Origin of the sequence: Rhizobium sp. RM (genome assembly GCF_013390595.1) — a bacterium.
Taxonomy (GTDB): Bacteria; Pseudomonadota; Alphaproteobacteria; order Rhizobiales; family Rhizobiaceae; genus Agrobacterium.
Map to the genome: position 1 here is coordinate 904,682 of NZ_JACAWV010000007.1, position 23,906 is coordinate 928,587.

The following is a 23,906-nucleotide window of genomic DNA, read 5'->3' on the forward strand; positions in this document are numbered from 1 at the left end:
TGGCTCTTGCGGCGAAGCAAGAGCCATCTTTCGCTCGGGGTCAGTAGGCCATTGCCAGGCTATAGAGGCCGGCGAATGGAGACGGTTCTGCCGAGGCGGTGTCGTAGATGCACGGGACTGCAAATATCGACGCGATCAAGACGAGGATGACTGGCATCCGCATGGAAGCCTCCTGTTCAGACCAGATTGAGTTCAACGTTGATGTTGCCGCGTGTCGCCTTGGAATAGGGGCAATTCTGATGGGCTTCCTCGACGAGCGTGCGGGCAAGTTCCGGCTCCAAACCCGGCAGGCTGACATTCAAGCGCGCCTGCAGGAAATAGGCGCCCTCAGTTGTCCCGAGATCGACTTCGGCATCCACCGCTGTCCCTTCAGGCAAACGCAGCTTGCGCTTGCCGGCAGCAAGCCCCATTGCGCCAATGAAGCAAGCCGACCAGCCGGCCGCGAACAACTGCTCAGGATTGGTACCCGGCTGAGTGGACCCCGGAGGCGACAACTTGACCTCAAGCTGCGCATCGTCGCTGCGGGCAAAGCCATCGCGCCCACCGGTGGTGTGGGTCTTGCCGGTGTAGAGAACCTTTTCGATCTTGGTCATGGAACACTCCTTTGTAACTGACGAGGGTGTTCTGACGGATCGGCGTATCGCGCATGTTTCAGGAAACAACTGAAGTGTAACAGACTGTAAGAAACTGCCGCCAAGCGGCGGCAATCTTACAAAAAGGATGTTCAGCGCAGCGTGAGTTCCGCGGCCAGACCGCCGCCGTCGCGATTGTAGAGCCGGACCGAACCGCCCAGTGCACCCGCAAGCTGCTGGGCTATGGCAAGACCGAGACCTGCACCACCCGTTTCGCGATTTCGCGATTGCTCCAGTCTGAAGAACGGCTGCATGGCCGCTTCGAGCATGTCCTGAGGGATGCCTGGCCCACGGTCCAGCACGGTGATGACGACCTCGCCACCGTCTCTCCGTTCAATGCCGATTTCAGCCGCACCGGAGAACTTGATCGCATTGTCGATGAAGTTGGTGAGAATGCGTCGAAGCGCATGCGGCTTGGTTGCAACTGTACCCTGAACCAGATCGATCACACGGACCGACTTGCCCGTATCCTGATAATCGTAAGCGATGCTTTCAATGAAGGAAGAAAGATCGATCCGGGACGCCTTTTCCGCATTCCCATGCGCGCTTCGTGCGTAAGCAATCCCGTCCTGCACGAGCCGTTCGATCTCGCGCAAGTCGCTGACCAGCTTTTCCTTTTCAGGCGTGTCATCCGCCATATCGGCCCGCAGGCGCATGCGCGTGATCGGCGTCTGCAGATCGTGCGAGATCGCTGCCAGAATTTGCACCCGCTCTTCCAAATGATGGGCGATACGGTCGCGCATGGCGTTGAAGGCGCGCCCTGCCCGCGCCACTTCGGCGGGCCCCGTCTCGCGCATCGGCTCGCCCTTCTTGCTCGGATCGACCGCATCGGCAGCGGCGGCCAGATCTCCGAGAGGGCGGATCGCCTGGCGCACCGCAAACCAGGTACAAAGGAGCAATAGCGCCATCTGCACAGCAAAAACATAGGGCAGCCAGCTCGCAATCGGCATGACACCGCGCGGCGTAACATCGATGGTCAGTTCAGAACCATCCGACAGTGTGACATGCCCCTGCAGCCGCTTGCCGTCTTCCGGAATAGCCTCGACTCTCAGGGGAAATCTGTGGCCTGCGGCCTCTTCGATCCGCTCGGCAATCTCCGCGCCCCTTCCAGACATGTCAGGAACGCCCGGAAGACCAGGCCCCAGCAGAAGGCGGTAGTTGCCGCGGCTGAGCCGGTCAAGCCACAGCGGCCGCTCGGTTGGCGGCAGCCGGTCGATAACGGCAATCGATGTCGCAAGATCGCTCTCGAGCGTGCCCAGCATCACAGCCTTGGCCGACATGTAACGTTCGATGAAAAGTATGCTGAAGGACAGGCTGTAGGCTATCGCCAACCCGATGAAGAGAATGATGAAAAGCCGCGAACGCAGGGTACTGGGCCACCAGCCGCGTCTGGCTGTGACGGGGGTTGTTCCGTCGTTTCCAGCCCCGCCGATCATACCCTTGGTTCCGATATCTCGACCGGCACAGAGAAGACATAGCCTTCGGCCCTAACGGTCTTGATGTAGGTCGGTTCACGAGCATCGTCACCCAGACGCTGACGCAGGCGGCTCACAAGAAGGTCGATCGAGCGGTCAAACAATTCTGCGTCCCGACCCTGCGTGAGATTCAGCAACTGATCCCGGTTCAGCACACGTTGAGGATGGTCGATAAAAACGCGCAACAGACGATATTCCGCACCGCTCAGTGCGATTTCCGTTCCCTCCCTGTCGAGCAGGTGGCGTCCGACCGTATCAAGACGCCAGTCGCCAAAAGTCAGCAGGTTTCCCGCCTCACTGATCTGCAGATTGGGCGGCAACATCCGTGTGCGGCGAAGAATGGCCTTGATACGTGCAAGAAGCTCACGCGCCGCAAAGGGTTTGGACAGATAGTCATCGGCCCCCATTTCGAGGCCGATGATACGATCCATCTCGTCATCACGGGCAGTCAGCATCAGGACCGGCGTCGCCTTGTGTTTGCCAGCCCGAAGCTCACGGCACAGAACCAATCCGTCATCACCCGGCATCATGACATCGAGCACGATCAGGTCGACCGCATTCTGCTCGAGAAATGTCCGCATCTGCCGGCCATCCGCCGCCACTGTTGCGCGCAATCCGTTCTTCTTCAGATAGCTCGAAACCAGCTCGCGGATTTCACGGTCGTCATCGACGACGAGGATATGGTCTATGTGTTCCATGAATGTCTTCAACGCCTTGACGCTAGCAAACAGCCCGATACCGAATGCCTAGTTGAGTTGAGAAAGAAAAGATATCGGTTTGCCGACGCGGGCAAGCCTAAAACTTCGCAACGTCGAGGACTGCCTGGGCAAATGCCTCAGGTGCTTCCTGCGGCAGGTTGTGACCGATGCCGCCGGTGACGTTGCGATGTTCATATTTTCCAGAGAATCTGGCGGCATAGGCAGACGGGTCAGGATGCGGGGCACCGTTGGCATCGCCTTCCATGGTGATGGTCGGAACGGTGATGACAGGCAGTTTTGCAAGCTTCTGCTCATAGGCGTCGTACTTGGCCTCACCCTCGACCAGCCCAAGCCGCCAGCGGTAGTTATGGATGGTGATGTCGACATGATCCGGATTGTCGAAAGCCGGGCTTGATCGATCAAACGTCGCGTCATCAAAATTCCATGTCGGCGAGGCGGTCTGCCAGATCAGCCGCACGAAGTCGCGGGTGTTGGCGGCGTAACCGGCACGTCCGCGCTCGGTGGCAAAATAGAACTGATACCACCAGGACAGTTCCGCCTTGGGAGAAAGCGGCTTCTTGTTGATCTCCTGGCTGCCGATCAGATAACCGCTGACGGATACCAGTGCGTTGCAGCGTTCCGGCCAGAGCGCAGCCATGATGTCGGCGGTGCGGGCACCCCAGTCGTAGCCGGCAACAATCGCCTTCTCGATACCGAGCGCATCCAGAAGCGCAATCATGTCCGCAGCAAGGGCTGCCTGCTGGCCGTTACGGGGGGTGTCCTTGGAAAGGAAGAGCGTTGTGCCGTAGCCACGCAGATAGGGCACGATCACACGATACCCGGCAGAAGCGAGGATCGGAGCGACATCGACATAGCTGTAGATGTCATACGGCCAGCCGTGCAGCAGCAGCACCGCCGGACCGTCTGCGGGACCCGCCTCGGCGTAACCAACATTGAGCACGCCGGCATCAATCTGCTTCAGCGCATCAAACGAGGTATGGCCACTGCCCTTGGCTGCAGCTTGACCGGCGGCAGGCAATGTTGCGGTGGCGGACTTTGCGTTGGCCAAAGTCGTAGCGCCAAGTTCGACAGCGGCAACCGTCATGGCGGCAATGCCAAAAAAACGGCGGCGCTGAACATTGATTTCGTTGATCATGATCTTTTCTCCAATCTCCATAATGACGATCGGAAGAAAGCCGGCAGCATGTATCTGAGGTATGTCGCTCAGCGTCGATAATTGCATGCGGGTGTAACTTTTCGGCCAGCAGATACACTCTGATACAATTCAGCAGACGCCGCGCTCGTGACGGAAGACACGAACTATCCCGTCTCCCGCAATCCCGGCCGTTTCTACACTTCGATACATTTTGCGTGGTGAACGGACACATCCGGGATACGTCGTATCGACCAAACTGGCGTCATCGCTGGTTCCACGGTCTCACGTTGTACCAGCTCCCGCTTTCGAGGAGACGGACACATGACACTTCTTATCATTGCCTATCTGGGTGGAGCGCTGACGATACTCAGCCCTTGTATATTACCCATTCTTCCCTTCGTGTTCGCCCGTGCAGGACAACCCTTCCTGCGCAGCACGCTGCCCATGCTTGCCGGTATGGCGGTAACCTTTGCACTTGTTGCAACGCTTGCCGCAGTCGGCGGCAGTTGGGCGATCCATGCCAACGAATATGGGCGCCTTGCTGCAATCGCATTGCTGGCTGTCTTCGGCCTGAGCCTCCTGTCACCGAAAATCGCCGCTGCGATCACCCAACCGGTTGTCGATCTGGGCAACCGGCTGGTGAATGCTCACGGCAAACCTGGCTCGGCATCGTCTGTCACCGGATCACTGATCCTAGGCGTGGCGACAGGTCTGCTCTGGGCCCCCTGCGCCGGGCCGATCCTTGGCCTCGTATTGACGGGGGCCGCACTGCAAGGCGCGAACATCGAGACCACGCTGTTGCTGGCGGCCTATGCCTCTGGCGCCGCCACATCGCTCGCCATTGCTCTTCTCGTCGGCGGTCGCGTTTTTGCTGCAATGAAGCGGTCGCTTGGCATCAGCGAACGCATTCGACAAATCCTCGGAGCTGCCGTTCTTGCAGGCGTCGCCGTCATTGCGCTTGGCCTCGATACCGGTCTTCTGTCTCGCCTTTCCTATGCCAGTACATCATCGTTTGAACAGGCCATCCTGGACCGTCTGCATAGAAATCCGGACACCGCTGTCGCTCGTGAGGTCGCCAGCAACGGCACTGTGCCGCTCAATGGGGCCAACCCGCCCTTCCGTGCCGATCTTCCCATCGAGGGGCGCGCACCTTCGCTCGATGGTGCCGTCGAGTGGCTGAACTCACCGCCGCTGACTGCGGAGCAGCTTCGCGGCAAGGTCGTTCTCGTCGATTTCTGGACCTACTCCTGCATCAACTGCATTCGCACTGTCCCATTCGTTCGTGCCTGGGCAGAAAAATACAAGGATCAGGGTCTGGTTGTGATCGGTGTGCATTCACCGGAATTCGCCTTCGAGAAAAAGATCGACAACGTCAAACAGGCCATCAGCGATTTCAAGATCGGCTATCCGGTCGCAGTCGACAACGATTACAAGATCTGGCGCGCCTTCGAGAACAATTATTGGCCGGCTCACTATCTGATCGATGCCAAGGGTCAGATCCGCTACCACCACTTTGGTGAAGGCAATTACCGCCAGACCGAGCAGGCTATTCAAGACCTCTTGCATGAGGCTGGCAGCGAGATGGCGGCAAGTGCGCCCGTCGACCCGCAGGCCAAAGGTGCCGAAGCCAGTCCTGATCTGAAGAACATCCGTTCAGGTGAAACCTACCTCGGTTACGAACGCGCCACCGGGTTTGCATCGAAAGAACCCCTGCGTGCCGGTGTTGCCAGCGACTATACGAGCAGGGACCTCGATCTCAACGAATGGGGTCTTGCCGGAACGTGGACGATCAACCCTGAACAGGCTGTGCTCGACCGTGCGGGTGGAGAGATCACCTCCCGCTTCAGCGCCCGCGACCTGCATCTCGTTCTTGGCCCGGGCAAGGCAGGCAAGCCGGTCAGGTTCCAGGTCACGATCGATGGCAAGGCCCCAGGCACAAATCACGGCGCAGACATCGATGCCGATGGCAACGGCACCGTAACGTCGACCCGACTTTACCAGCTCGTACGCCAATCCGGTGAGGTGGATGCGCGGAACTTCGAGATCCGTTTCCTCGATCCCGGCGTCGAAGCCTACGCTTTCACATTCGGCTAATTTCCCATCACCCCCTGAAAAATCCAAGAAGGAGACTGACCATGCAGCGTCTTATTTCAACTTTTGCAATTGCACTTGCAGCCAGCTTCGCTGCCTTCGCCGCCCATGCGGCAGAGGTGAAAAACATCGTGGTCGTGCACGGTGCACTGGCCGATGGTTCCGGCTGGAAAAAGGCAACCGAAATCCTCGAAAAGCGCGGGTTCAACGTCACGGTCGTCCAGCAACCGATCACGTCGCTTGCCGACGATGTTGCCGCGACCAGCCGCGTTCTTTCAATGCAGGATGGCCCGACATTGCTCGTCGGCCATAGCTACGGCGGTATCGTCATCACCGAAGCCGGGAACAATGAAAAGGTGGCGGGCCTTGTCTATGTCGCCGCCTTCCAGCCCGATAAGGGCGAAAGCCTCCTGTCGCTGGCGACATCCAAACCCTCCTCCGGCATGAATATTCGCGAGACCCCCGACGGTCAGTATCTCTATCTGGACCCCGCCGCCTTCGCCAATGATTTCGCCGCCGATCTGCCGAAGGACGAAACCGCCTTCATGGCCAGATCGCAGGTCTTCGCCGCAAAGCAGACCTTCTCTGCCAAGGTCGGCGATCCCGCCTGGAAAGCAAAGAAGAGCTGGTCGATCGTTGCCACGCAGGACCGCTCGATCAACCCTGACCTCGAGCGTGACATGGCCAAACGTGCCGGCAGCCAGATCACCGAGATTGCCGCTAGCCACGCCGTTTTCGCATCGCAGCCCGAAAAAGTTGCCGACGTGATTGAGGCCGCAGCCCGCCAGTCTGGCCAGTAAGTCCCACCCAAAACCATGCGCCCCAGCCGTTTAAAAAACGGACGGCTGGGGCGAAGACAGAACTCTTGGCCGTGACTGGAGGTGTTGTCAGAGGTCGATGGCCGGCTCCACGATCGCCATTGTCGATTCGACGTGATGGCGGGCTGCGCGTTCAGCATCATCTTCGTTGCGGTTGACCAGTGCATCAAAGATTTTGCGATGCTGAATGTTGGTTTCTTTCACTTCCGATTCCGAGAACAGGATCGGCACACGCAGCATCCAGTAGTGGAACTGTGTTCGCTCATGGAACTGCGCGAGCAGGATATTTTTCGATGCCGTGACGATTAGCTTGTGGAACTGCGTGTTCAGACTGTTCAGGTCTGCACGGGTCAAGGTTTCAGCTGGCTCCATCGCTTCAATGAGATTTGCAAGCGTGTCGAGTTCAGCCTGTTCGGCATGCCGCGCCGCAAGTCTGGCGGTCGCCGCCTCGATTGCAGCGCGACTTTCGAAAATTGCGTGCACCTGGCTTCGATCGATCGTTTCGACAACCCAGCCTCGCTGCCGGCTTAGAAAGCCTTCGCCCTGTAGCAACAAAAGCGCTTCCCGCACGGGCGTGCGCCCGACATTCAGGCGTTCGCACAGATCGTCTTCCACCAGTCTTTGCCCGGGCTTGAGCTCGGCACCGAGGATCATGCTGCGCAAGCGGTTTCTGACGTCGGATGCGAGGAATTCACCTGCCGCGGCTTTTCTTGATGCCATTACTCTTTTTCCTTTTCCGGCCCTTCAGTAAGCCTTACCGCCAAACTATCGATTTTGGTATATTCTCTCGTGTATAAGCAAGGTCTTCCCACACCCAAGAATCCGAAACCCGGCTGTGTGTGATACCGGCAAGCTGTCACGTCAGCCTCCCCAGTTCCTCAGAACGCGACCGGGCAGCCTCGACGGCGTACCGCATGAGCGGTGCGAGTCCCTTATCTGCATCCTGAAGCACCGAAAGAGCGGCGGCTGTCGTGCCGTTCGGGCTCGTGACTTCTTTGCGCAGGGCAGAAGGATCGGCCAATGGGTCCAACGCCATCTTGGCCGCGCCATAGAGGGTCTGTTTGGCGAGCTGCATAGCGAGATCAGGCGACAGCCCGACAGAAACACCGGCTGCACTGAAGGCCTCAAGGAAGGAGAACAGATAAGCAGGACCTGAACCTGAAACGGCCGTCACAGCATCCATCATCCCCTCGTCCTCAACGAAGACGACGCGACCGATAGCAGCAAGCAGGGTTTCCGTATGCTGTCGATCCGCCGCACACGCGTTGCCACTGGAACAGCAGACAATCATGCCCTCCCCGATAGCAGCCGGCGTGTTCGGCATGGCGCGGATGATGACTGCATTCTCCCCGGCCTCGTGGCGCATGCCGTCGATGGTCACGCCAGCCGCGATAGAAATGACCAGACCACCCGATGTCAGGTGGTCACGACCTGCGGCAATTGCACCTGCAACCCCTTGTGGCTTGGTTGCAATCACCAGGATATCGGCGTGGTAGTCGGGGGGTAGATCGGAAAGGTCAGCATAACTATTCGCCCCAACCTCTTGCGCACGCTTTCGCAGAGCGTCGTTAACTTCCACGACCGCGAACCGGTGACCTGCCATCCCGATCCAGCTTCGCAACATGGCAAATCCCATATTGCCGGCCCCGATCAGCAGAACATTTTTCATGGCATCACTCCTTCAATCTGCGGTGTCTCACCGCTGTAAGTCATCATTTGCGGGCCAGCAGTCCGGACGAAACAATCAAAACCGCCCCCACAATCGTAATGCCATCTGGGATCGTGCCGAAAACCAGGTACCCAAAGCCGGTCGCCCAGATGAGGTGTGTGTATGAGATCGGTGCAAGGCGGGAGACCTGCGCCTCGGGTCGCCGGTAAGCACAGGCAATGGCAACATGTGCCGCGAGCCACAACACGGCTGTTGCAACAGACAGGACCACATCAATTCCCGTCAACTGCCGAAAGAAAAAGGGCATCGTTGCGCTCAAAAGCACAAATCCCGTGAGCGACGAATAAGCGAGTGTCGTCACGAGACTATCAGCTAGGACAGCCCGGCGCGTCATCACAAGAGCCGTAGCCCAGCAGGCTGCGGACGCGATCGAAAACAACGCTGCAGGATTGTAGTCGGCAAACCCCGGACGCAGGATCACCAGGACGCCGATCAACCCACCGAAGACCCCAACCCACCGCAGGCGAGGCACAGTCTCCTTGAGGATCAGCACGCACAGAAGGGTTACAATGCATGGCGAGATGAAGACCAGCGCTGTCGCCTCGGCAAGCGGTTGCAGGCTCAGCGCCGCAATCAAAAGGATCGTCGCCCCCGCCATTCCAATGCCGCGAATGATCTGGTCGGCAGCCGCCACACTCCGCGCCGGCCTGCCACATCGCAGGCAAACGACGACCAGCAGGGTAGATGCGGCCAGATAACGAAACCAGGCAATCTGGAATGGATGGTAGGTCGCTGACAGATGTTTGGCGATGACGTCAGACGCAGCAAACAGAACCATCGCGGCAAGGCAGAGCAGAACACTCTCTTGCCCACGCAAGGCGGCACCCAGATCGACGCCCGCACCTGTACGAGAGAAAATCCTTGACATCACGCGGGCTCAGGACTTGCGGATTTCAAGGACGATGCCGGCATTGTCCCGGGTGTCGAAATAGCAGAAGCCGGAGCCGTCCATCCTTTTGCCGCGAGCGATCACACCGAGGTTGAGCGCCCGCCCCTGTGCTTCCGCCGCATCGCGATCCGCCACCTCGAAACCGAGATGATAGACACCCTCACCACGTTCATCGAGGAAGCGTTTCTGCGGAGAGTCCAGGTTACCTGGATCGCAGAGCTGAATCTGGACGTTTTCAAGATCACAGCACTTGTATCGCATCGCGTCCGAGGCCGCCTTGTTGGGCACTTCAAATTCGAGATAGGTGCCCTTTTTCGGGTAATCGAACCACGGCCCGACCCCCAGACTTTCATAGTAGGCGACCGTTTTCGCAAGATCGCGAACGACGATGCAGACGTGGTGAAGATGCTGGAAGATTTGGGACATGACACGTTCCTTGTGAGCAAGACGCAAAGGCCTTCCCCCGCGCGGGGGAAGGCGCGCGTTGTCTGTTTCGAATCTGGTAAATGGCGTAGTTACGCTGGCAACAGGCGGGCGAGGAATTGCCGGGCGCGATCGCTTTTCGGCGCAGTAAAGAATTGCTTCGAGCGGGCATCTTCTGCGAGACGGCCCCCTTCCATGAAGATCACCCGGTCAGCGACATCGCGGGCGATACCCATATCGTGCGTGGCGATCATCATGGTCTGCCCTTCCTCGGCAAGCTTGCGGATCGTCTCGACCACCTCCTGTGCAAGTTCGGGGTCGAGTGCGGAGGTCGGTTCATCCAGCAAGAGGACACGGGGCTGCATGGCCAATGCGCGTGCAATTGCCACACGTTGTTGTTGGCCACCGGAAAGTTCGGAGGGATAGGCATCCTGCTTTGCCTTGAGCCCGACCTTGTCGAGCAATTCCAGAGCAAGTTTCATGGATTCAGCCTTCGGACGACGCAGCACCTGCACCGGACCACACATGACATTCTGCAGCGCCGTCATGTGTTTGAACAGGTTGAAATGCTGGAACACCATACCGATTTTCTGACGTTGACGGCTTATCTCGGCATCGGAGAGTTCATGCAGCGCACGATCCCCGATGCGGTAGCCAATCAGTTCGCCATGGACGTAGATCCGGCCTGCGGAAATCGTCTCCAGATGGTTCACGCAACGCAGCAGCGTCGATTTTCCGGCACCGGACGGGCCGAGCAACGCGACAACTTCGCCCTGCGGGACATCGAAACTGACATCGGAAAATGCGGAGACCATGCCCCATTTCTTGGAAACGCCAACCACGGAGACGGCGTGTTTCTGAATGTTCAGGTCGCTCATCTTTGGGGGAATACCTTTTCGAGAATCGTCTGAATGGCGGTGGCGAAAGCGGTCATCACCAGGTACCAGAATGCCGCAACGGCAAGCAGTTCCACGACATGGAAATTGGAAGAATAGATGTCGGTCGCAACACGCAGCAATTCGAGGTACCCGATTGCGGAGGCGAGTGATGACGACTTCAGCAGCATGATGTATTGATTGCCTGCAGCCGGAATAATGATCCGTCCCGCTTGCGGAATGACCACCTGAACCAGCACCTGGCGCTGGGTCATGCCAAGCGCGGTTGCAGCCGCTCTCTGCCCCTTGTCCACGGCAAGAATGCCGGCACGGATAATCTCGCTCATATAAGCGCCTTCCGCCAGACTGAGACCCGCCAGCGCCGCAAGGAATGGCGTGACGATGGTTGTTGTCGGCGCGCTCACCAGAGGTTCGGCCATAAACGGCAGGCTGATGGTGATCGAGGGGAACATGATCGGCACAGCGTTGAACCAGAAGATGAGCTGGATCAGCATCGGCGTGCCGCGAAACAGATACACATAGGTCGCGGAAATCGCCACAAGGATGGGATTGCCGCTGACCCGCATCAATGCCGCCACGAAGCCAATGACACTTGCGATGAACAGCGCGAGCGTTCCGAGGATCAGCGCGTTGACTGCTCCCATGACGATCAGCGGACTGAAGATGTAATTGGCGAAGACCCCGACATTGATGATGCGTGACTGAAAAGCAGCCTGGACAATCGTCACAACGATGAGCAGGGCAATGGCTCCGAAAATCCATGCGCCCCAACGGCGTCGATGTACGATCGGAAGTTCGGAAGAGTGAAGATGATCTGTAACGGCCATTGCCCTGTCCGACTTCGTTAGCGCTTGCTGGCGGGGAGATTGACGGTGATTTCCGAAAGCAGCGCGCCGCCGACACCCCACTTGTCCATGATCGACTTGTAGGTACCGTCAGCCAGCATTTCTGTCAGGGTAACCTTCACCGCGTCACGCAGACCGCTATTGTCCTTCCCGAACCCCCACGACGTGATGTACGGCGTGAGCATGTAGTTGCCGCCGACAATGGCGTATTTTCCGGGGAACTGACCACCCATGTAGACCAGTGCCGGGAAGTCGCCGAGATAGGCATCAACACGTTTCAGGTCGAGCTGCATTCTGGCATCCGGCGCGGAGGGAAGCTGTTCTGCGCGGATTTCGGCTGCGCCCTTGGCCTTGCAGGCAGCAGACGCTTCCTCGACCTTGGCCATAATAACCCGGCTACCGAGCAAGGTGGCGACAGATTTTCCGCAGAAATCGGCAATAGTGTTGTATTGGCTGATATCTTCCGTGCGCACCATCGCGGAGCCACCCGAAAGCATGTAGTTGACGAAGTCGAGCTTCTGTTCACGCTCTTCGGTATCGCTGATTCCGCCCGAGGCCATGTTGAAGCGCTTGGCCTCAATACCGGGGATAAGGGCGGCATATTCTGCCTGCACATATTCCAGCTTGAGGTCGAGTCGTTTGGCAATTTCGCGAAGCAGATCGGCACTGGCGCCCGTCACTTCGGTTGCTCCCGGCTCACGGAATTCAATCGGCGGAAATGTCTGCTGCGATCCCACGGTGATCTTGCCCGCAGTGCGTATCGCCTGCGGCACGAGCTTCGACCCCTCCCCTGCGAAAGCCGCACAACTGAACAAGACAGCCGCAAAGCCCGCCATGACGGCGGCACCACTCTTCCCAATTTTCATGTCGTTACCCCAGTTTCATCTTTGATTGATGTTTTGCTTTTCTTTCACTCTATAGCGGCGGTGACGACCACATAGAAGCCACCGCCGGATAGCTTTGTTATCGGGTCTCCGCCCCGCGACCCGGTATCTTCGAAGGGTTGGGACGATCAGCGCGTGGGCACTCGGCAGCCTTGTCGAAAACCGATTGTACCTTGGCGATGTAGTCCTCCGAGAAGCCCCACTGCTTCAATCCGGCCGGAATGTGCTCGAAATAGAAATTCGGCGGACGCATAGCGATGCCGGGGGTAATCAGACGATAGGTCCAGCAATCATATTGCTTGCCGTCATCGCCATAAACCGTGACGCAGCAGCGTTCGAAATCGTCGTAGTCTTCTTCGAAATGCGTCTCGTCATGCTCGAAGACGACGCCGAACGCCTTTTCACCCCAGGCGTCAGCCGTGTTGAGAAAATGGCACCAGCCCCGATCCGTCCGGTCACCAGCAGCGTGAAAACGGAGGGCGTGATTGGCTGCGAATCCCTTCGTCACCGCTTTCGCTTCCGGCATGAACCGGGCGATCTCGATGTCGTGCAGCCAAGTGCAATAAGCGAAGTAGTACATGAAACCTCTTCCATGGGAGGGCAAAACCGCACCCGTTATTGTTGCGATAGGCTGAAGATTGCGGCCGGCCCGATCTTCATATATTGTTTCGTATACGAAGATGCATATGACGTCAACTTGACTTTTGAACCTGATTTCTGAGGAATGAAACGATGATCACCATGATGGACAGCCACGCATATCCAGGCTGCCTGGCTTCGACGGATGGAGAAGTGATGGCGGGGCCAACCCACGTGCAATTCAGCGACGGTATCGTGGCTGAGGCCCGTATCACCAGCATCAGCACCGATCAGATCATTCTGGCGATCAGTGGCCACACAACATCGAAGGGCAGTGCGATTGCACAAAAATCTTGGGTGCTGGTCAGCCTCGGCGCTGATCGATGGCGCATTAAAAAGCGATATGATCTGGAAAAATAGAATGCGGTTGCGAGCTCGCCGCGCTGCTTCGCTCTCGTGACGATCAGAGCTGACCAAAGCCGAGGATTCAGCGGAAGAATACAAATTCTCCCGTGATCTCTACGTATATCGCCCGATATATCTTCTATAGCTACGGCGCCGCTGCCCCTAGAGTTTTCCTGTCCCGTTAAAGAACGGAAAGAGGGGTAAAAATGAAAAAGATCGCAATCAGCGCAACTGTCGCAACCTTGCTCGCAGCACTGTCGAACATGGCTCCCGCAAAGGCTGAAGATGTCACAATCGGTGCAGTCATTCCGCTCTCAGGCGCCAGCGCCACCACCGGCAAGGACCAGAGCCGCGGTATCGAGCTTGCCGTTAAGCAGATCAACGCCAATGGCGGTGTACTCGGCAAACAATTGAAGGTCATCGTCGAAGATTCCGGCGGCAAACCGCAGACCGCCATCGACGCCGCCAAGAAACTTGTCTCCGTGGACAAGGTGCCGATCGTCATCGGCGAGTATTCGTCCGGCAATACCATTCCACTTGGTCAGTACCTCGTCCAGGAAGGCATGCCTCATATCAATCCGGCCTCCACCAGCGGCCTGGTTCGTGGCATCGGCGCAACTTCCTACAGCGTCGTCGGCCTCGACAACGTCTCTACCGAGTTCGCCGCACAGGATGTCATCAATCACGGCTGGAAAAAGGTTGCGGTCCTGGCAATGAACAACGCCTTCGGTCAGGGTGTTGCCGAAGAGTTCAAGAAGCATTTCACGGCGAAGGGCGGTGAAATCTCCACCACGGTCATGTATACCATCGGCCAGTCCACCTATCGCCGCGAATTGCAGCAGGTGGAAGCCGCCGCCCCCGACGCCTATGTCTTCACCGCATATGGCACCGAAGGCGCGCTCATCATGCAGGAAGCCTTCGAACTTGGTCTTCAGGAAGGCAAACCCTGGTATTCGATCCTCATCACCATGATGAACAAGGATACACCGGCCGACTTCAAGGCAGGGCTCATCGGCATGGACGTCGGCTACATCGGCGATGGCGGTGACACCTACAAAACCGAATACGAAAAGACCTACGGTGAAGGCTTCCTCTCCGCCTATGGTGGTTACGCGCATGATGCCGTTCTGTTCGCGGCGGCCGCGCTTAACAAAGCCGGAGGCACCGATAAAGCTGCCGTTCTCAAGGCGATCGAGGATCTGGGCAAGGAAGGCGTCAAGGGCGCAACCGGTGAGATCAAGCTGGATGCGGACGGCCAGCGGACGCATCAGCCCTACCTCAAGTTCAAGGTCGATGGCGAAAAACTCGTCGCATACGACTGATGTCAGCAATGCCCGTTGCGATTGCGACGGGCATTTTCATCCAAGCCGACAGACTTGCCCTAAGGCAGGAGTAACGACCAGTCGCCTTCCCTTTCACACAATTCCGGACTGACGACTGCAGCCTCGTCCGGAGTTGCCCAGACGGACGTGGCTATGTTTCAATTCCTTTTCGACCTCCTGATCAGGTCCGTCGATCTGGCTCTCATCGCCGTTGCCTTGAGTGCCGTTTACTCCCTGATCAAATTCCCCAATGTCGCACTTGTGCAATATGCCGTGGTGGGCGCTTTCGTGGCGATGTCACTGCATGCCGTTGGCCTGCCGCTGTTTCTGGCTGGTCTTGCCTCGGCGCTCTTCGTCGGGCTTCTCGCCGTCATCTTCAATATTCTGATCTTCGAACGCTTGCTGAAGTCTGATTCCGCCATCGCGCTGATCGGCTCTCTGGCACTCAGCATGATCCTCTCGGCAGTCTTTCTGCTGACTTATGGCCCAACGGCCTACCGCTTCAAATTGCAGGTTTCGCCGGCAATGCGCATTCTCGGCGCTCGCATCACCGATCACCAGATCACCACGCTGGTGGTAACGGCGGTCGCACTTGGCCTTTTCGCGCTTATTCTTTTCAGGACTGGTCTCGGTCGGGAAATGCGCGCTACGGCGACAAATGGCGTTCTCGCCGCCGCCACAGGGATCGACACGCGCCGCGTCACCAACATCGTCGTTTTTCTCTCCGGAATTCTTGCAGCCCTTGGCGGCATCACCCTTGCCATGCGCGGCAGTGTCAGCATCGATCTCGGCACCAACATGATGCTTCCGGTCTTTGCCGCCGCCATTCTCGGTGGGCTCGGCAACGCGCTTGGTGCGATCGTGGGTGCAATCGTCATCGCCGCCGCCGAAACCGCCATCACCAATACCAACATCGGCCCCTTCGTCGGTGAGGATTTCTACTTCCTTCCGGCAAGCTACGCGCCTGTGGCGTCCTTTGCCATCCTCGTCGTCTTCCTGCTGTTTCGCCCGCGCGGGCTGTTTACCAGCGAGGTGAACCGTGTTTGATTTCTTTATCCATGTCGCTTCGATCGCCTGCCTTTACGGGATATTGGCACTCAGCCTCAACTTGCAGGCGGGTTTTACGGGGCTCGTCAATTTTGGTCTTATCGCGCTTTTCGGTTGCGGCACATATGGGGCGGCCCTTGCAAAAGGCATGGGTTGGCATCCGCTCGTCGGCCTGCCTGCCGGTCTTCTTTTTGCGGCCCTTCTTGCCCTCTTTTACGCTCGTCTCGGGCGAAAGCTTTCAAGCGACTATTGGGGCATCGCCACGCTGTCGATCGCCGAAATCCTGCGCATCTCGATCACCAACGAGCAGGCACTGACAGGTGGCGCACAGGGAGTATCCGGCTTGCCGCTCCTGTTCGCCGAGTTCAAACCCTCTGATGGAACGGCTCGACTGGCGCTTTATGTCATCGTTCTGGCGCTTGTCTGGTTCATCTGCCAGAGGATCGTCAAAAGTTCATTCGGCCTGGCCATGAAGCTGATGCGTGAAGAGCCACAACTCGCCCGCTCGCTTGGGTATGACCTCGATGCAATCCGCCGTGTGGTCATGCTCATCAGCGCTGCCATCGCCGCATTTTCCGGGTTTCTTTATGCGCACTACCTGACGTTCGTCGGCCCGGATCAATTGTTCTCGCCTGAAACCTTCCTGATCTGGTCGATGGTGATCATTGGCGGAATCGGCAACAACTGGGGTGTGGTCGCCGGCGCCATCGTCATGCAATTTGCCATGGCCTACGTCCCATTCGTCAAGGACGCGCTGGATCTGCCGACCGACTTCGTTGCAGCCGCCCGGCTTGTCATCGTCGGCGGTGGCCTGCTTGCCTTTCTCCTCTGGCGTCCGAAAGGACTTTTCCCTGAAAGAGTGGGAGGAAATCATGGCCGTTAAACTTCTGGAACTCGTAGACGTTTCAAAGGCATTCGGTGCTCACCGTGTCCTGGAAGCCGTCAATTTCAATGTCGCAGAGGGAGAGATTGTCGGTTTGCTCGGGCCCAACGGTTCTGGCAAAAGCACGGCACTCAACGTTATCTCCGGCTTTTTACCGACCGACAGCGGCAGCATCCGCCTCGCCAATGCAGAGATCGCCAATGCGTCACCGCAACGCGTGACGATGCAGGGTCTGGTGCGAACGTTCCAGCTTCCTGCAATGCCGCACAAGATGACGGTGCGCGAAGTGCTGCAGACCGGCGCAAGTCGCAAGGTGGGCCTTCGCTCCATCTTCAGCCGTTTCAGCTTCGACGATGAGTTGGAAACGCTGCTGGAGGCATTCCGGCTGACGCACGTGGCCGATCTTCCGGCCAGCGCGCTGTCTGGCGGACAGAAGAAACTCCTGTCCGTGGCAACCGCGTTGCGCAGCAAACCACGCCTTCTATGCCTTGACGAACCGACCGCGGGTGTCCACCCCAATCTGAGGGCGGATATGGTGACGATCCTCAAGCGCTACCGGGATGCCGGCGTCGCCATTCTGGTGGTGGAACACGATATGCTGTTCATTCGTGACCTTTGTTCGCGCTGCGTTGTTCTCGATCGCGGCGAAATCATCGCTGACTGCACCCCGAGAGAACTTGAAGATAATCCACGTGTGGTCGAGGCCTATCTCGGCAAAGCCGTTGAAAAGGGAAAGACGACGCTATGATCGAAGCCAAGGACATTCGCGCCGGTTATGGCGATGGCGCCGACATTCTCACTGGTATCTCGCTGACAGCAAATCGTCAGGAGATCGTGACCATTCTGGGCCCAAACGGCTGTGGCAAGTCGACCCTTCTGAAGACCATTGCCGGCTACGTCCGCCCTCGCGCCGGCAGTATCACCTTCGAGGGTCAGGAGGTCAGCAACATTCCGATCCATGAAAAGGTGCGTTATCACAAGGTCGGTTATGTACCGCAGACGGACAACGTGTTCGGCACCTTGACGGTCGTTGAAAACATCATGCTGGGGGCTCGTCTGCTTGAAAAGCAAGAGAGAGAAAAGCGTTTCGACGGGCTGATGCGGCAATATCCGGCACTCGCGACGAAGAAGAACCGGAAGGCCTCGGCTCTTTCCGGCGGTGAAAGGCAAATTCTCTCCCTGGCACGAGCTTTGATCTCAGGGCCGAAAATTCTGCTTCTCGATGAGCCCTCTGCGGGTCTGTCACCCCTGATGATGCATGACGTCTTCGACGCCATCGCCTCGATCCGCGACAGCGAGGACATGTGCATCCTGATGGTCGAGCAGAACGCCTTTGAGGCGCTTGGCATTGCAGACCGCGCTTATGTGCTGTCACTGGGACATGTCGCGCTGACGGCCAATGCATCCGACTTGCTGGAAGACCCCGCCATGCGCAAACTCTATCTCGGCGCCGAGATCGAGACGGCCTAGACATCGAGAACCGGGTGTCGCAAGGCGGCTTAACGCGCCTTGCGACAGTCCGCTTAAAGGAAAAGCGGCAGGGCTCCGTCGTTCTTGATCTCTTCCATCACCGCATAGGTGCGGGTTTCGCAAACACCTGGCCAACTAAGCACAATCTCACCGAGGAAACGCCTGTAAGCATTCATGTTCGTCAACCGGGTTTTCACCAGGTAGTCAAAACCGCCGGCAACCATATGGCATTCCAGCACTTCCGGCGCCCGCCTTACGGCAAGCGCAAACTTCTCGAAAACATCCGGCGTTGTTTTGTCCAGCAGAACCTCGATGAAGACCAGCAGATCGTAACCGATAAGGCCCGGATTGAGGCGGCAACCAAAGCCGGTGATAAAACCATCACGCTGGAGGCGCCGAAACCGGTCACTCATGGATGTCTGCGGAATACCGAGCCTTTGCGCCAGCTCACTATTGGTGATCCGGCCTTCGGACTGCAGGATCATCAGAATCCGCCGGTCAGTTTTATCGAGCTCCAGCACCCGTCATTCCCCATCTTTTTCTTATATACATAGACATATATTGATACATATACGCCTATGCTTTGCAAGCGGGGAAGCTCGTCCTTTCCACCTGGAAAAGCGCTTAGAGATGACGGTTTGCGAGGTGTCGTCGATCATCCAGACTCGAGCAGAGAACCGCGAGAACAATCCCGATTGCTGCGCCGAGCAATGTGTCGAGAACGCGCTCGGGCACCATGGTGTGGCTAGCGGCATAGGGAGCGGCAAGATAGCTCATCAGCAGCGCCATTGGCGTGACGAGAATCTGGCCGAGGCCGTAATTAGAACCGATAATCACCTCCGTCACGAACTGCAAACCGGCCAAGATGACGATGATGAGCCAGACGGACGGTTCCTGCTGCAAGATCAACCAGACCAGGATCGCACCGGCAACGGTCCCCAGCGTTCTCTGCAAGGCACGGTTCATGCTGATATGAAGATGTGAGCCCTGCATGACAGCCATGGCGCCAAGCACGGCCCAGGCGGGGTGCGCCGCGCCGAGAACATGGGCTGAGAGACCCGCAATCGCCGAGCCGAGCGCGATGCGCAGTGCAGCGACGACGCGATGGCTCCAAGGTCGAAGCGGCTCTACGGGGAAGGGAAGATCGCCGTTTGCCTTGTGTCGGAACACTTCCGTCAGGCTGCAGATCAGCCAGGCAAGAAGGGCAACGATCGCCGTGGCAAGGCCACGCTCGATAATCTCGCTCGCCGACGTGACGTGCCCCATCGAGGCACCTGCGGCAAAAACGAAGATAAGAGCCCCCGGAGGCCCAAATCGCCCTGTCGTGACGACAAAAAAGAACGTGCCCGAGAGCAGCGCAAGAAGCAGGAGCAGCATGATGGAAGGCGCTCCGAGCCATGCCGCAAGCGACATCACGAGAACGCCAACCGTTTGCCAGAATGCGCATTGCAGCACGATCCCGCCACGCTTGCCCCGTTCAGCGAAACGGCCAAAAAGGGCGACCAGCGCACCCAATGAGGCAAAACCGATCAGATGAGACCAGGACGAAAGATGGACAAGCGGAAGGGCAATCAGCACCGTCAATGCCGCCTGCAATCCGGCGAGTGCGGAATTGCGGAGGAACGGCTGACCCGATACCGTCATGCTTTCACGAAACTGCCTGGGATGCAGCAGGTGACGGGCGGCATCGATACGGCGAGGACGTGTCACTGCAGACAGAGCAATCTCGGAAGACGTCTGATTGCTCATCTGGATTTCTCCTCGCGACGCCGCGCCTGGATCGCCGATAACCTCTCATCGATACGGTCGAAGTGCTGAAGCATGATCGCGAGATCGTCATCGGAAATGTTGGCCAGCATCTCCTCCTCACCCTTCACAAGTTCGCGTCGGATGGCAGCAACACGCTCTTCGCCGCTCTCTGTCAGATAGATCAGCCGCGCTCGGCTATCGTTCTCGTCAACCCGGCGTTCAACCAGGCCCTGGCGACACAGAATATCCAGCAGGCGCACGAGGCTCGAGCCATCGATACCCACGAGGGCCGCAAGCTCTTTCTGCGTAATACCGCCACCGGTTTCCTGAAGATGAACGAGCGGTGCCCAGGTCGCATCGGAAAGGCCCGATTCAGCCAGGCGTTCGTCAAGAGCCCGGCGCCAGCGGCGGGCGAGCAAAGAGAAGCGGACGCCGAAACGCGCGCGTGGAGAAGAATGTTTGGAGGTCATGGTCAGAGTAAACCACAATATAATTTGATTTGCAATTCAAATTATATTGGCGAGATTTTCTGAAGACTGAAAGCGTATCTTTCGCAATGCGAACGCCGTTAGCAACCTGCACGATTGCCCGACGCGATCGGGCACGCGATCGTTGACACTCAAGCTTCCGTTAACCATGATTGAGCGCGATTCGTTAATCAGCCGCCGATCCGATTCGGCATCCCTTTTTGCATCGGTCGCGCAATGACACAGCAACTGCTTCCGGTGTTTTCCCGACGCCTGACCTTATTCAGCGCACTTGCTTCACTCACGTTCAGCACACCGTCGTTTGCCCAGTCCGTGTGGACAGGCAGCACCAACAATGAGTTCAGCGAGGGAACGAACTGGGCTCCCGGCCTTCCTGGAGAGACTGATACAGCCACGGTGAACAGCGGTTCGCCGCAGGTCACAAATGATGTCACGATCGATCAGCTTGGCGTCGATGGCGGAAACGTTACGATCTCCAACACCGGCGCGTTGACTGTAAGTAACGGAACGACGATCACATCGGGCACGGTTGGCATCAATGCAGGCGGCGTCCTGAATTCAGACGTCAACCTCGATGGCGGCGGGCTTGCTGTCGACGGCACCCTCAACGGCAATCTGATGCTGAACACCGGCAATGTGACGGTGAATGGCGCACTCGGCAGCGCGACCGTCGGAACCGGCACGGCGCTTTCCAACAACGGAACGGTGGGCGATGTCTCCGTGTTGTCGGGCGGAACATTTGATAACAACAGTGGAGCTTCGGCAGCCACATTGACAAACGCCGGCACGGCATCCAATGCCGGCACCATCGGTTCATTGAACAACACGGCGGGAACCTTCACAAACAATACCGGCGGCACGATTACCGGCACAGCAACGATTGCCGACGGGACGGTGGTCAACAACTTCGTCATCACCGATGCCGATGTCGCGGCCGTCGCCACGTTCGTCAACAACAGCGATGGGACGGTCAGCACGCTCGTCAATGCCGGAACATCGTCCAATGCCGGTACGATTGGTATGCTCACGAACACGTCGGGCAACTTCACCAACAATAACGGCGGCACAGTAACGGGGAAAACGACCGTTTCAGGCGGAACGGTCACCAACAATTTCGTCGTGACCGATGTGGACGTTGCAGCCGTCGCAACGTTCGTCAACAACAGTGGCGCAACAGCCGGAAACGTCCAGAACGCCGGTACCGTCTCCAATGCGGGTACCATTGCCTCACTTCAAAACGACGCGGGAAGTTTTACCAACAACTTCGGGGGAATCGTGACAGGCGGGACGAATGTCTCCGGGGGCAGTGTCACGAACAACGCAACCCTGAACGACGTCAATATCGGTTCGAGCGGAACGTTCACCAACACAACAGGCGCCGTCGCCGGTGCGGTTACCAATGCCGGCAACAGTTCGAATGCGGGCACGATTGCGTCACTCACCAATACAGCAGGAAGCTTCACCAACAATTCCGGCGGGACGATCACCGGAACCACCACGGTTTCCGGCGGCACCGTCACCAACAATTTCGTCGTGACCGATGTGGATGTTGCCGCAGTCGCTACCTTCGTCAACAACAGTGGCGCATCTGCCGGCGCCGTTACCAATTCGGGCACCACGACCAACGCGGGTACGATCGCCTCTCTCCAGAACGATGGCGGGCTATTCACCAACAATAGCGGAGGCACCGTTTCGGGAACCACAACAGTCGACGGCGGCAGTGTCGTCAACAATGCAGCCCTTGCGGATGTCGATGTCGGCGCACAGGGCACATTCACCAACAACAGTGGGGCCACGGCAGGCGCGGTATCCAATTCAGGCACCAGTGCGAATGCAGGCACGATCGCGTCCCTCGTTAACAGCAGCGGCTCCTTCTACAATACAGGCACCATCAGCGGCACCGCGACGGTTACAGGCGGCGAACTTGTCAACGACGGAACGGTAACAGGCACCATCGATATCTTCGACGGTGGCCTCCTCTCCGGTAGCGGGGTGTCTGGAGGACTTGTCGTCAATGCCGGCGGCGTGCTCTCCCCCGGCCCCGGCATTCGGACACTGGCTGTGAATGGCGACCTGACATTCCAGGCGGGATCGATTTACGCGGTCGACATCAACTCGGCAGGTGCCTCCGACCAGGTCAATGCATCGGGTGCGGTCACCATCGGCGGCGGCACTCTAATGCTGCGTGCGGAAAGCGGCAGCTATGGGCTTTCGACCGATTACACAATCCTGACGGCCAGCAGCATCAGCGGTACATTCTCAACCATTGACAGTGACTTTGCTTTCCTTTCTCCGTCGCTGTCCTACAGCAGCACGGCTGTCGACCTCCGCCTTGACCGCAACGATGTGCGCTTTGCCGATGTTGCACTGACGGCAAACGACCGTGCCACCGCAAATACGGTGGAAGAACTGGGAGCTGCAAATACGCTCTTCTCGGCTGTCCTGCCGCTGAATGTCGAGACTGCCGCCAGTGCATTCACGCAGCTCAACGGTGAAATCCATCCGTCACTGAAAAGCACATTCCTGTGGCAGAGCCAGTTTCTGCGCGAGGCAGTCATTGCTGAAACTTCGCAGTTTTCGGCACGGCGGTCGACGAAAAACGGCGATGTTTCGCTCTGGGCATCGGGCGTAGTGGCGCAAAACCATATCGACAGTCGTGGCAATGCACGCGGCATAGACAACACCGTGACCGGAACACTGATTGGCGCCGACATCGCGCTTCTTGACCAATGGCACCTTGGCGGCGTTCTGGGCAGCAGCGACCTGTCCACAAATCCGCAAGCGGCTGCCGATTCCTACCATGCCGGCCTTTATGCCGTGGGCGACTTTGGCCCGCTGAACCTTATCGGCGGTGCCCTCTACAGCCGAAACGACATCACAACCCGCAGGGACATCGCGTTCGGCACATTCACCGATCAGCTTTCTGCCGACTACGCCAGTACCGCAGCTCAGGTCTTTGGAGACATTTCCTGGACGCTGAAGATGGATGGCATCGATCTCCAGCCCTTTGCCAATCTGGCCTACGTCAATCTCGAGACTGATGACTTCAAGGAAAGAGGCGGCGCTGCGGCGTTGTCGGTCGCTGGCGGTTCCGATAGTCTCGCCGTATCGACATTGGGTCTGCGCATGTCGTCCAACCTGGAGTTCGGCGGCTTGCCTGTCGTTGCATCCGGCATGATCGGCTGGCGCCACGCGGCTGGCGACACGACACCCGTCTCGCTTTCTGCCTTTGAAGGTGGCTCACCCTTCATCCTTGAAGGTGTTACCATGCCGCGCGATACGCTCCTGGTCAGGACTGGCATTGCTGCGCGACTGTCCAGATCAGCACGCCTCACGCTCACCTATTCCGGCGAGTTTGCACGCGGCTTCCAATCAAACGCGGCACACGCCAACCTGTCGGTCAATTTCTGAAGCAAGCGCCTTCTCG

At 58.0% G+C, this 23,906-nt stretch carries 25 protein-coding genes; 9 read left to right on the plus strand and 16 right to left on the minus strand.

What is annotated here, in order from left to right; translation table 11 throughout:
- Positions 1–40: 40 nt before the first annotated feature.
- The 5 genes from HWX89_RS26445 to HWX89_RS08675 all read right to left on the minus strand — a co-directional run bounded on the left by HWX89_RS26445 (position 41) and on the right by HWX89_RS08675 (position 3,961).
- Complete coding sequence (locus HWX89_RS26445; RefSeq protein ID WP_286086202.1) at positions 41–163, minus strand: hypothetical protein; 123 nt, start codon at positions 161–163, stop codon at positions 41–43.
- Between the two features lie 13 nt (positions 164–176).
- The gene (locus HWX89_RS08660) at positions 177–593 is read right to left on the minus strand and encodes an organic hydroperoxide resistance protein (RefSeq protein WP_138791902.1); all 417 of its coding nucleotides are present in this window, start codon (positions 591–593) and stop codon (positions 177–179) included.
- A gap of 131 nt (positions 594–724) precedes the next feature.
- Positions 725–2,068, minus strand: a complete 1,344-nt coding sequence (locus HWX89_RS08665) for a sensor histidine kinase (RefSeq protein WP_138791901.1) — start codon at positions 2,066–2,068, stop codon at positions 725–727.
- Positions 2,065–2,805, minus strand: a complete 741-nt coding sequence (locus HWX89_RS08670) for a response regulator (RefSeq protein WP_138791900.1) — start codon at positions 2,803–2,805, stop codon at positions 2,065–2,067. The genes HWX89_RS08665 and HWX89_RS08670 overlap by 4 nt, the downstream gene beginning before the upstream one ends.
- A 97-nt stretch (positions 2,806–2,902) precedes the next feature.
- The gene (locus HWX89_RS08675) at positions 2,903–3,961 is read right to left on the minus strand and encodes an alpha/beta fold hydrolase (RefSeq protein ID WP_138791899.1); all 1,059 of its coding nucleotides are present in this window, start codon (positions 3,959–3,961) and stop codon (positions 2,903–2,905) included.
- Positions 3,962–4,282: 321 nt separating this feature from the next.
- Between HWX89_RS08675 and HWX89_RS08680 the strand changes: the two genes are divergently transcribed.
- Positions 4,283–6,055, plus strand: a complete 1,773-nt coding sequence (locus tag HWX89_RS08680) for a cytochrome c biogenesis protein DipZ (protein WP_138791898.1) — start codon at positions 4,283–4,285, stop codon at positions 6,053–6,055.
- Between the two features lie 41 nt (positions 6,056–6,096).
- Positions 6,097–6,852 (plus strand): alpha/beta hydrolase, encoded by a 756-nt coding sequence (locus HWX89_RS08685; protein WP_138791897.1) that lies wholly within the window; start codon positions 6,097–6,099, stop codon positions 6,850–6,852.
- An 87-nt stretch (positions 6,853–6,939) separates the two neighbouring features.
- On the opposite strand, the gene HWX89_RS08690 is transcribed toward HWX89_RS08685, so the two are convergent.
- From HWX89_RS08690 to HWX89_RS08725, 8 genes are all read right to left on the minus strand, one after another.
- On the minus strand, positions 6,940–7,590 hold the full coding sequence (locus HWX89_RS08690) for a GntR family transcriptional regulator (protein WP_138791896.1): 651 nt from the start codon (positions 7,588–7,590) through the stop codon (positions 6,940–6,942).
- A gap of 136 nt (positions 7,591–7,726) precedes the next feature.
- Complete coding sequence (proC, locus tag HWX89_RS08695) at positions 7,727–8,539, minus strand: pyrroline-5-carboxylate reductase (RefSeq protein ID WP_138791895.1); 813 nt, start codon at positions 8,537–8,539, stop codon at positions 7,727–7,729.
- A gap of 43 nt (positions 8,540–8,582) precedes the next feature.
- Positions 8,583–9,467 carry a DMT family transporter gene (locus HWX89_RS08700; RefSeq protein WP_138791894.1) on the minus strand — a complete coding sequence of 295 codons (885 nt, stop codon included), beginning with the start codon at positions 9,465–9,467 and terminating at the stop codon, positions 8,583–8,585.
- 9 nt (positions 9,468–9,476) lie between these two features.
- Positions 9,477–9,914, minus strand: coding sequence for a VOC family protein (locus HWX89_RS08705; RefSeq protein WP_138791893.1), 438 nt, complete (start codon positions 9,912–9,914; stop codon positions 9,477–9,479).
- Between the two features lie 89 nt (positions 9,915–10,003).
- On the minus strand, positions 10,004–10,789 hold the full coding sequence (locus HWX89_RS08710; RefSeq protein ID WP_138791892.1) for an amino acid ABC transporter ATP-binding protein: 786 nt from the start codon (positions 10,787–10,789) through the stop codon (positions 10,004–10,006).
- Positions 10,786–11,634 carry an amino acid ABC transporter permease gene (locus tag HWX89_RS08715; RefSeq protein WP_138791891.1) on the minus strand — a complete coding sequence of 283 codons (849 nt, stop codon included), beginning with the start codon at positions 11,632–11,634 and terminating at the stop codon, positions 10,786–10,788. The genes HWX89_RS08710 and HWX89_RS08715 overlap by 4 nt, the downstream gene beginning before the upstream one ends.
- Before the next feature lie 17 nt (positions 11,635–11,651).
- Positions 11,652–12,518, minus strand: a complete 867-nt coding sequence (locus HWX89_RS08720; protein ID WP_138791890.1) for an ABC transporter substrate-binding protein — start codon at positions 12,516–12,518, stop codon at positions 11,652–11,654.
- A 97-nt stretch (positions 12,519–12,615) separates the two neighbouring features.
- Positions 12,616–13,116, minus strand: a complete 501-nt coding sequence (locus HWX89_RS08725) for a gamma-glutamylcyclotransferase family protein (protein WP_138791889.1) — start codon at positions 13,114–13,116, stop codon at positions 12,616–12,618.
- A gap of 152 nt (positions 13,117–13,268) precedes the next feature.
- Between HWX89_RS08725 and HWX89_RS08730 the strand changes: the two genes are divergently transcribed.
- The 6 genes from HWX89_RS08730 to HWX89_RS08755 all read left to right on the plus strand — a co-directional run bounded on the left by HWX89_RS08730 (position 13,269) and on the right by HWX89_RS08755 (position 18,242).
- Positions 13,269–13,535, plus strand: coding sequence for a hypothetical protein (locus HWX89_RS08730; protein WP_138791888.1), 267 nt, complete (start codon positions 13,269–13,271; stop codon positions 13,533–13,535).
- A gap of 191 nt (positions 13,536–13,726) precedes the next feature.
- Entirely contained in the window at positions 13,727–14,842 is a 1,116-nt protein-coding gene (locus HWX89_RS08735; protein ID WP_138791887.1) for an ABC transporter substrate-binding protein, read from the plus strand.
- Positions 14,843–14,995: 153 nt separating this feature from the next.
- Positions 14,996–15,889 carry a branched-chain amino acid ABC transporter permease gene (locus tag HWX89_RS08740; RefSeq protein ID WP_138791886.1) on the plus strand — a complete coding sequence of 298 codons (894 nt, stop codon included), beginning with the start codon at positions 14,996–14,998 and terminating at the stop codon, positions 15,887–15,889.
- Positions 15,882–16,772 carry a branched-chain amino acid ABC transporter permease gene (locus tag HWX89_RS08745; RefSeq protein ID WP_138791885.1) on the plus strand — a complete coding sequence of 297 codons (891 nt, stop codon included), beginning with the start codon at positions 15,882–15,884 and terminating at the stop codon, positions 16,770–16,772. Before HWX89_RS08740 ends, HWX89_RS08745 begins: the two co-directional genes overlap by 8 nt.
- Complete coding sequence (locus HWX89_RS08750; RefSeq protein WP_138791884.1) at positions 16,762–17,520, plus strand: ABC transporter ATP-binding protein; 759 nt, start codon at positions 16,762–16,764, stop codon at positions 17,518–17,520. The genes HWX89_RS08745 and HWX89_RS08750 overlap by 11 nt, the downstream gene beginning before the upstream one ends.
- Complete coding sequence (locus tag HWX89_RS08755) at positions 17,517–18,242, plus strand: ABC transporter ATP-binding protein (RefSeq protein ID WP_138791883.1); 726 nt, start codon at positions 17,517–17,519, stop codon at positions 18,240–18,242. The genes HWX89_RS08750 and HWX89_RS08755 overlap by 4 nt, the downstream gene beginning before the upstream one ends.
- A gap of 53 nt (positions 18,243–18,295) precedes the next feature.
- Here the strand turns inward: HWX89_RS08755 and HWX89_RS08760 are convergent, their stop codons facing one another.
- The 3 genes from HWX89_RS08760 to HWX89_RS08770 all read right to left on the minus strand — a co-directional run bounded on the left by HWX89_RS08760 (position 18,296) and on the right by HWX89_RS08770 (position 20,461).
- The gene (locus HWX89_RS08760; RefSeq protein ID WP_178340670.1) at positions 18,296–18,763 is read right to left on the minus strand and encodes an Lrp/AsnC ligand binding domain-containing protein; all 468 of its coding nucleotides are present in this window, start codon (positions 18,761–18,763) and stop codon (positions 18,296–18,298) included.
- 103 nt (positions 18,764–18,866) lie between these two features.
- Positions 18,867–19,991 (minus strand): FUSC family protein, encoded by a 1,125-nt coding sequence (locus HWX89_RS08765; RefSeq protein WP_138791882.1) that lies wholly within the window; start codon positions 19,989–19,991, stop codon positions 18,867–18,869.
- Complete coding sequence (locus tag HWX89_RS08770; RefSeq protein WP_138791881.1) at positions 19,988–20,461, minus strand: MarR family winged helix-turn-helix transcriptional regulator; 474 nt, start codon at positions 20,459–20,461, stop codon at positions 19,988–19,990. Before HWX89_RS08770 ends, HWX89_RS08765 begins: the two co-directional genes overlap by 4 nt.
- Before the next feature lie 234 nt (positions 20,462–20,695).
- On the opposite strand from HWX89_RS08770, the gene HWX89_RS08775 reads away from it, so the two are divergent.
- Positions 20,696–23,890: an autotransporter outer membrane beta-barrel domain-containing protein gene (locus tag HWX89_RS08775; RefSeq protein ID WP_138791880.1), complete on the plus strand. Its 3,195-nt coding sequence runs from the start codon at positions 20,696–20,698 to the stop codon at positions 23,888–23,890.
- The last annotated feature ends 16 nt before the right edge of the window (positions 23,891–23,906 follow it).

What these genes read in the sequence shown, in the direction of transcription:
- HWX89_RS08670 (WP_138791900.1), bottom strand. Translation starts at nt 2,805, where the DNA reads ATGGAACACATAGACCATATCCTCGTCGTCGATGACGACCGTGAAATC.
- HWX89_RS08770 (WP_138791881.1), bottom strand. Translation starts at nt 20,461, where the DNA reads ATGACCTCCAAACATTCTTCTCCACGCGCGCGTTTCGGCGTCCGCTTC.
- HWX89_RS08690 (WP_138791896.1), bottom strand. Translation starts at nt 7,590, where the DNA reads ATGGCATCAAGAAAAGCCGCGGCAGGTGAATTCCTCGCATCCGACGTC.
- HWX89_RS08700 (WP_138791894.1), bottom strand. Translation starts at nt 9,467, where the DNA reads ATGTCAAGGATTTTCTCTCGTACAGGTGCGGGCGTCGATCTGGGTGCC.
- HWX89_RS08715 (WP_138791891.1), bottom strand. Translation starts at nt 11,634, where the DNA reads ATGGCCGTTACAGATCATCTTCACTCTTCCGAACTTCCGATCGTACAT.
- HWX89_RS08705 (WP_138791893.1), bottom strand. Translation starts at nt 9,914, where the DNA reads ATGTCCCAAATCTTCCAGCATCTTCACCACGTCTGCATCGTCGTTCGC.
- HWX89_RS08685 (WP_138791897.1), top strand. Translation starts at nt 6,097, where the DNA reads ATGCAGCGTCTTATTTCAACTTTTGCAATTGCACTTGCAGCCAGCTTC.
- HWX89_RS08755 (WP_138791883.1), top strand. Translation starts at nt 17,517, where the DNA reads ATGATCGAAGCCAAGGACATTCGCGCCGGTTATGGCGATGGCGCCGAC.
- HWX89_RS26445 (WP_286086202.1), bottom strand. Translation starts at nt 163, where the DNA reads ATGCGGATGCCAGTCATCCTCGTCTTGATCGCGTCGATATTTGCAGTC.
- HWX89_RS08725 (WP_138791889.1), bottom strand. Translation starts at nt 13,116, where the DNA reads ATGTACTACTTCGCTTATTGCACTTGGCTGCACGACATCGAGATCGCC.
- HWX89_RS08750 (WP_138791884.1), top strand. Translation starts at nt 16,762, where the DNA reads ATGGCCGTTAAACTTCTGGAACTCGTAGACGTTTCAAAGGCATTCGGT.
- HWX89_RS08720 (WP_138791890.1), bottom strand. Translation starts at nt 12,518, where the DNA reads ATGAAAATTGGGAAGAGTGGTGCCGCCGTCATGGCGGGCTTTGCGGCT.
- HWX89_RS08730 (WP_138791888.1), top strand. Translation starts at nt 13,269, where the DNA reads ATGATCACCATGATGGACAGCCACGCATATCCAGGCTGCCTGGCTTCG.
- HWX89_RS08735 (WP_138791887.1), top strand. Translation starts at nt 13,727, where the DNA reads ATGAAAAAGATCGCAATCAGCGCAACTGTCGCAACCTTGCTCGCAGCA.
- HWX89_RS08710 (WP_138791892.1), bottom strand. Translation starts at nt 10,789, where the DNA reads ATGAGCGACCTGAACATTCAGAAACACGCCGTCTCCGTGGTTGGCGTT.
- proC (WP_138791895.1), bottom strand. Translation starts at nt 8,539, where the DNA reads ATGAAAAATGTTCTGCTGATCGGGGCCGGCAATATGGGATTTGCCATG.
- HWX89_RS08665 (WP_138791901.1), bottom strand. Translation starts at nt 2,068, where the DNA reads ATGATCGGCGGGGCTGGAAACGACGGAACAACCCCCGTCACAGCCAGA.
- HWX89_RS08675 (WP_138791899.1), bottom strand. Translation starts at nt 3,961, where the DNA reads ATGATCAACGAAATCAATGTTCAGCGCCGCCGTTTTTTTGGCATTGCC.
- HWX89_RS08765 (WP_138791882.1), bottom strand. Translation starts at nt 19,991, where the DNA reads ATGAGCAATCAGACGTCTTCCGAGATTGCTCTGTCTGCAGTGACACGT.
- HWX89_RS08740 (WP_138791886.1), top strand. Translation starts at nt 14,996, where the DNA reads ATGTTTCAATTCCTTTTCGACCTCCTGATCAGGTCCGTCGATCTGGCT.
- HWX89_RS08775 (WP_138791880.1), top strand. Translation starts at nt 20,696, where the DNA reads ATGACACAGCAACTGCTTCCGGTGTTTTCCCGACGCCTGACCTTATTC.
- HWX89_RS08680 (WP_138791898.1), top strand. Translation starts at nt 4,283, where the DNA reads ATGACACTTCTTATCATTGCCTATCTGGGTGGAGCGCTGACGATACTC.
- HWX89_RS08660 (WP_138791902.1), bottom strand. Translation starts at nt 593, where the DNA reads ATGACCAAGATCGAAAAGGTTCTCTACACCGGCAAGACCCACACCACC.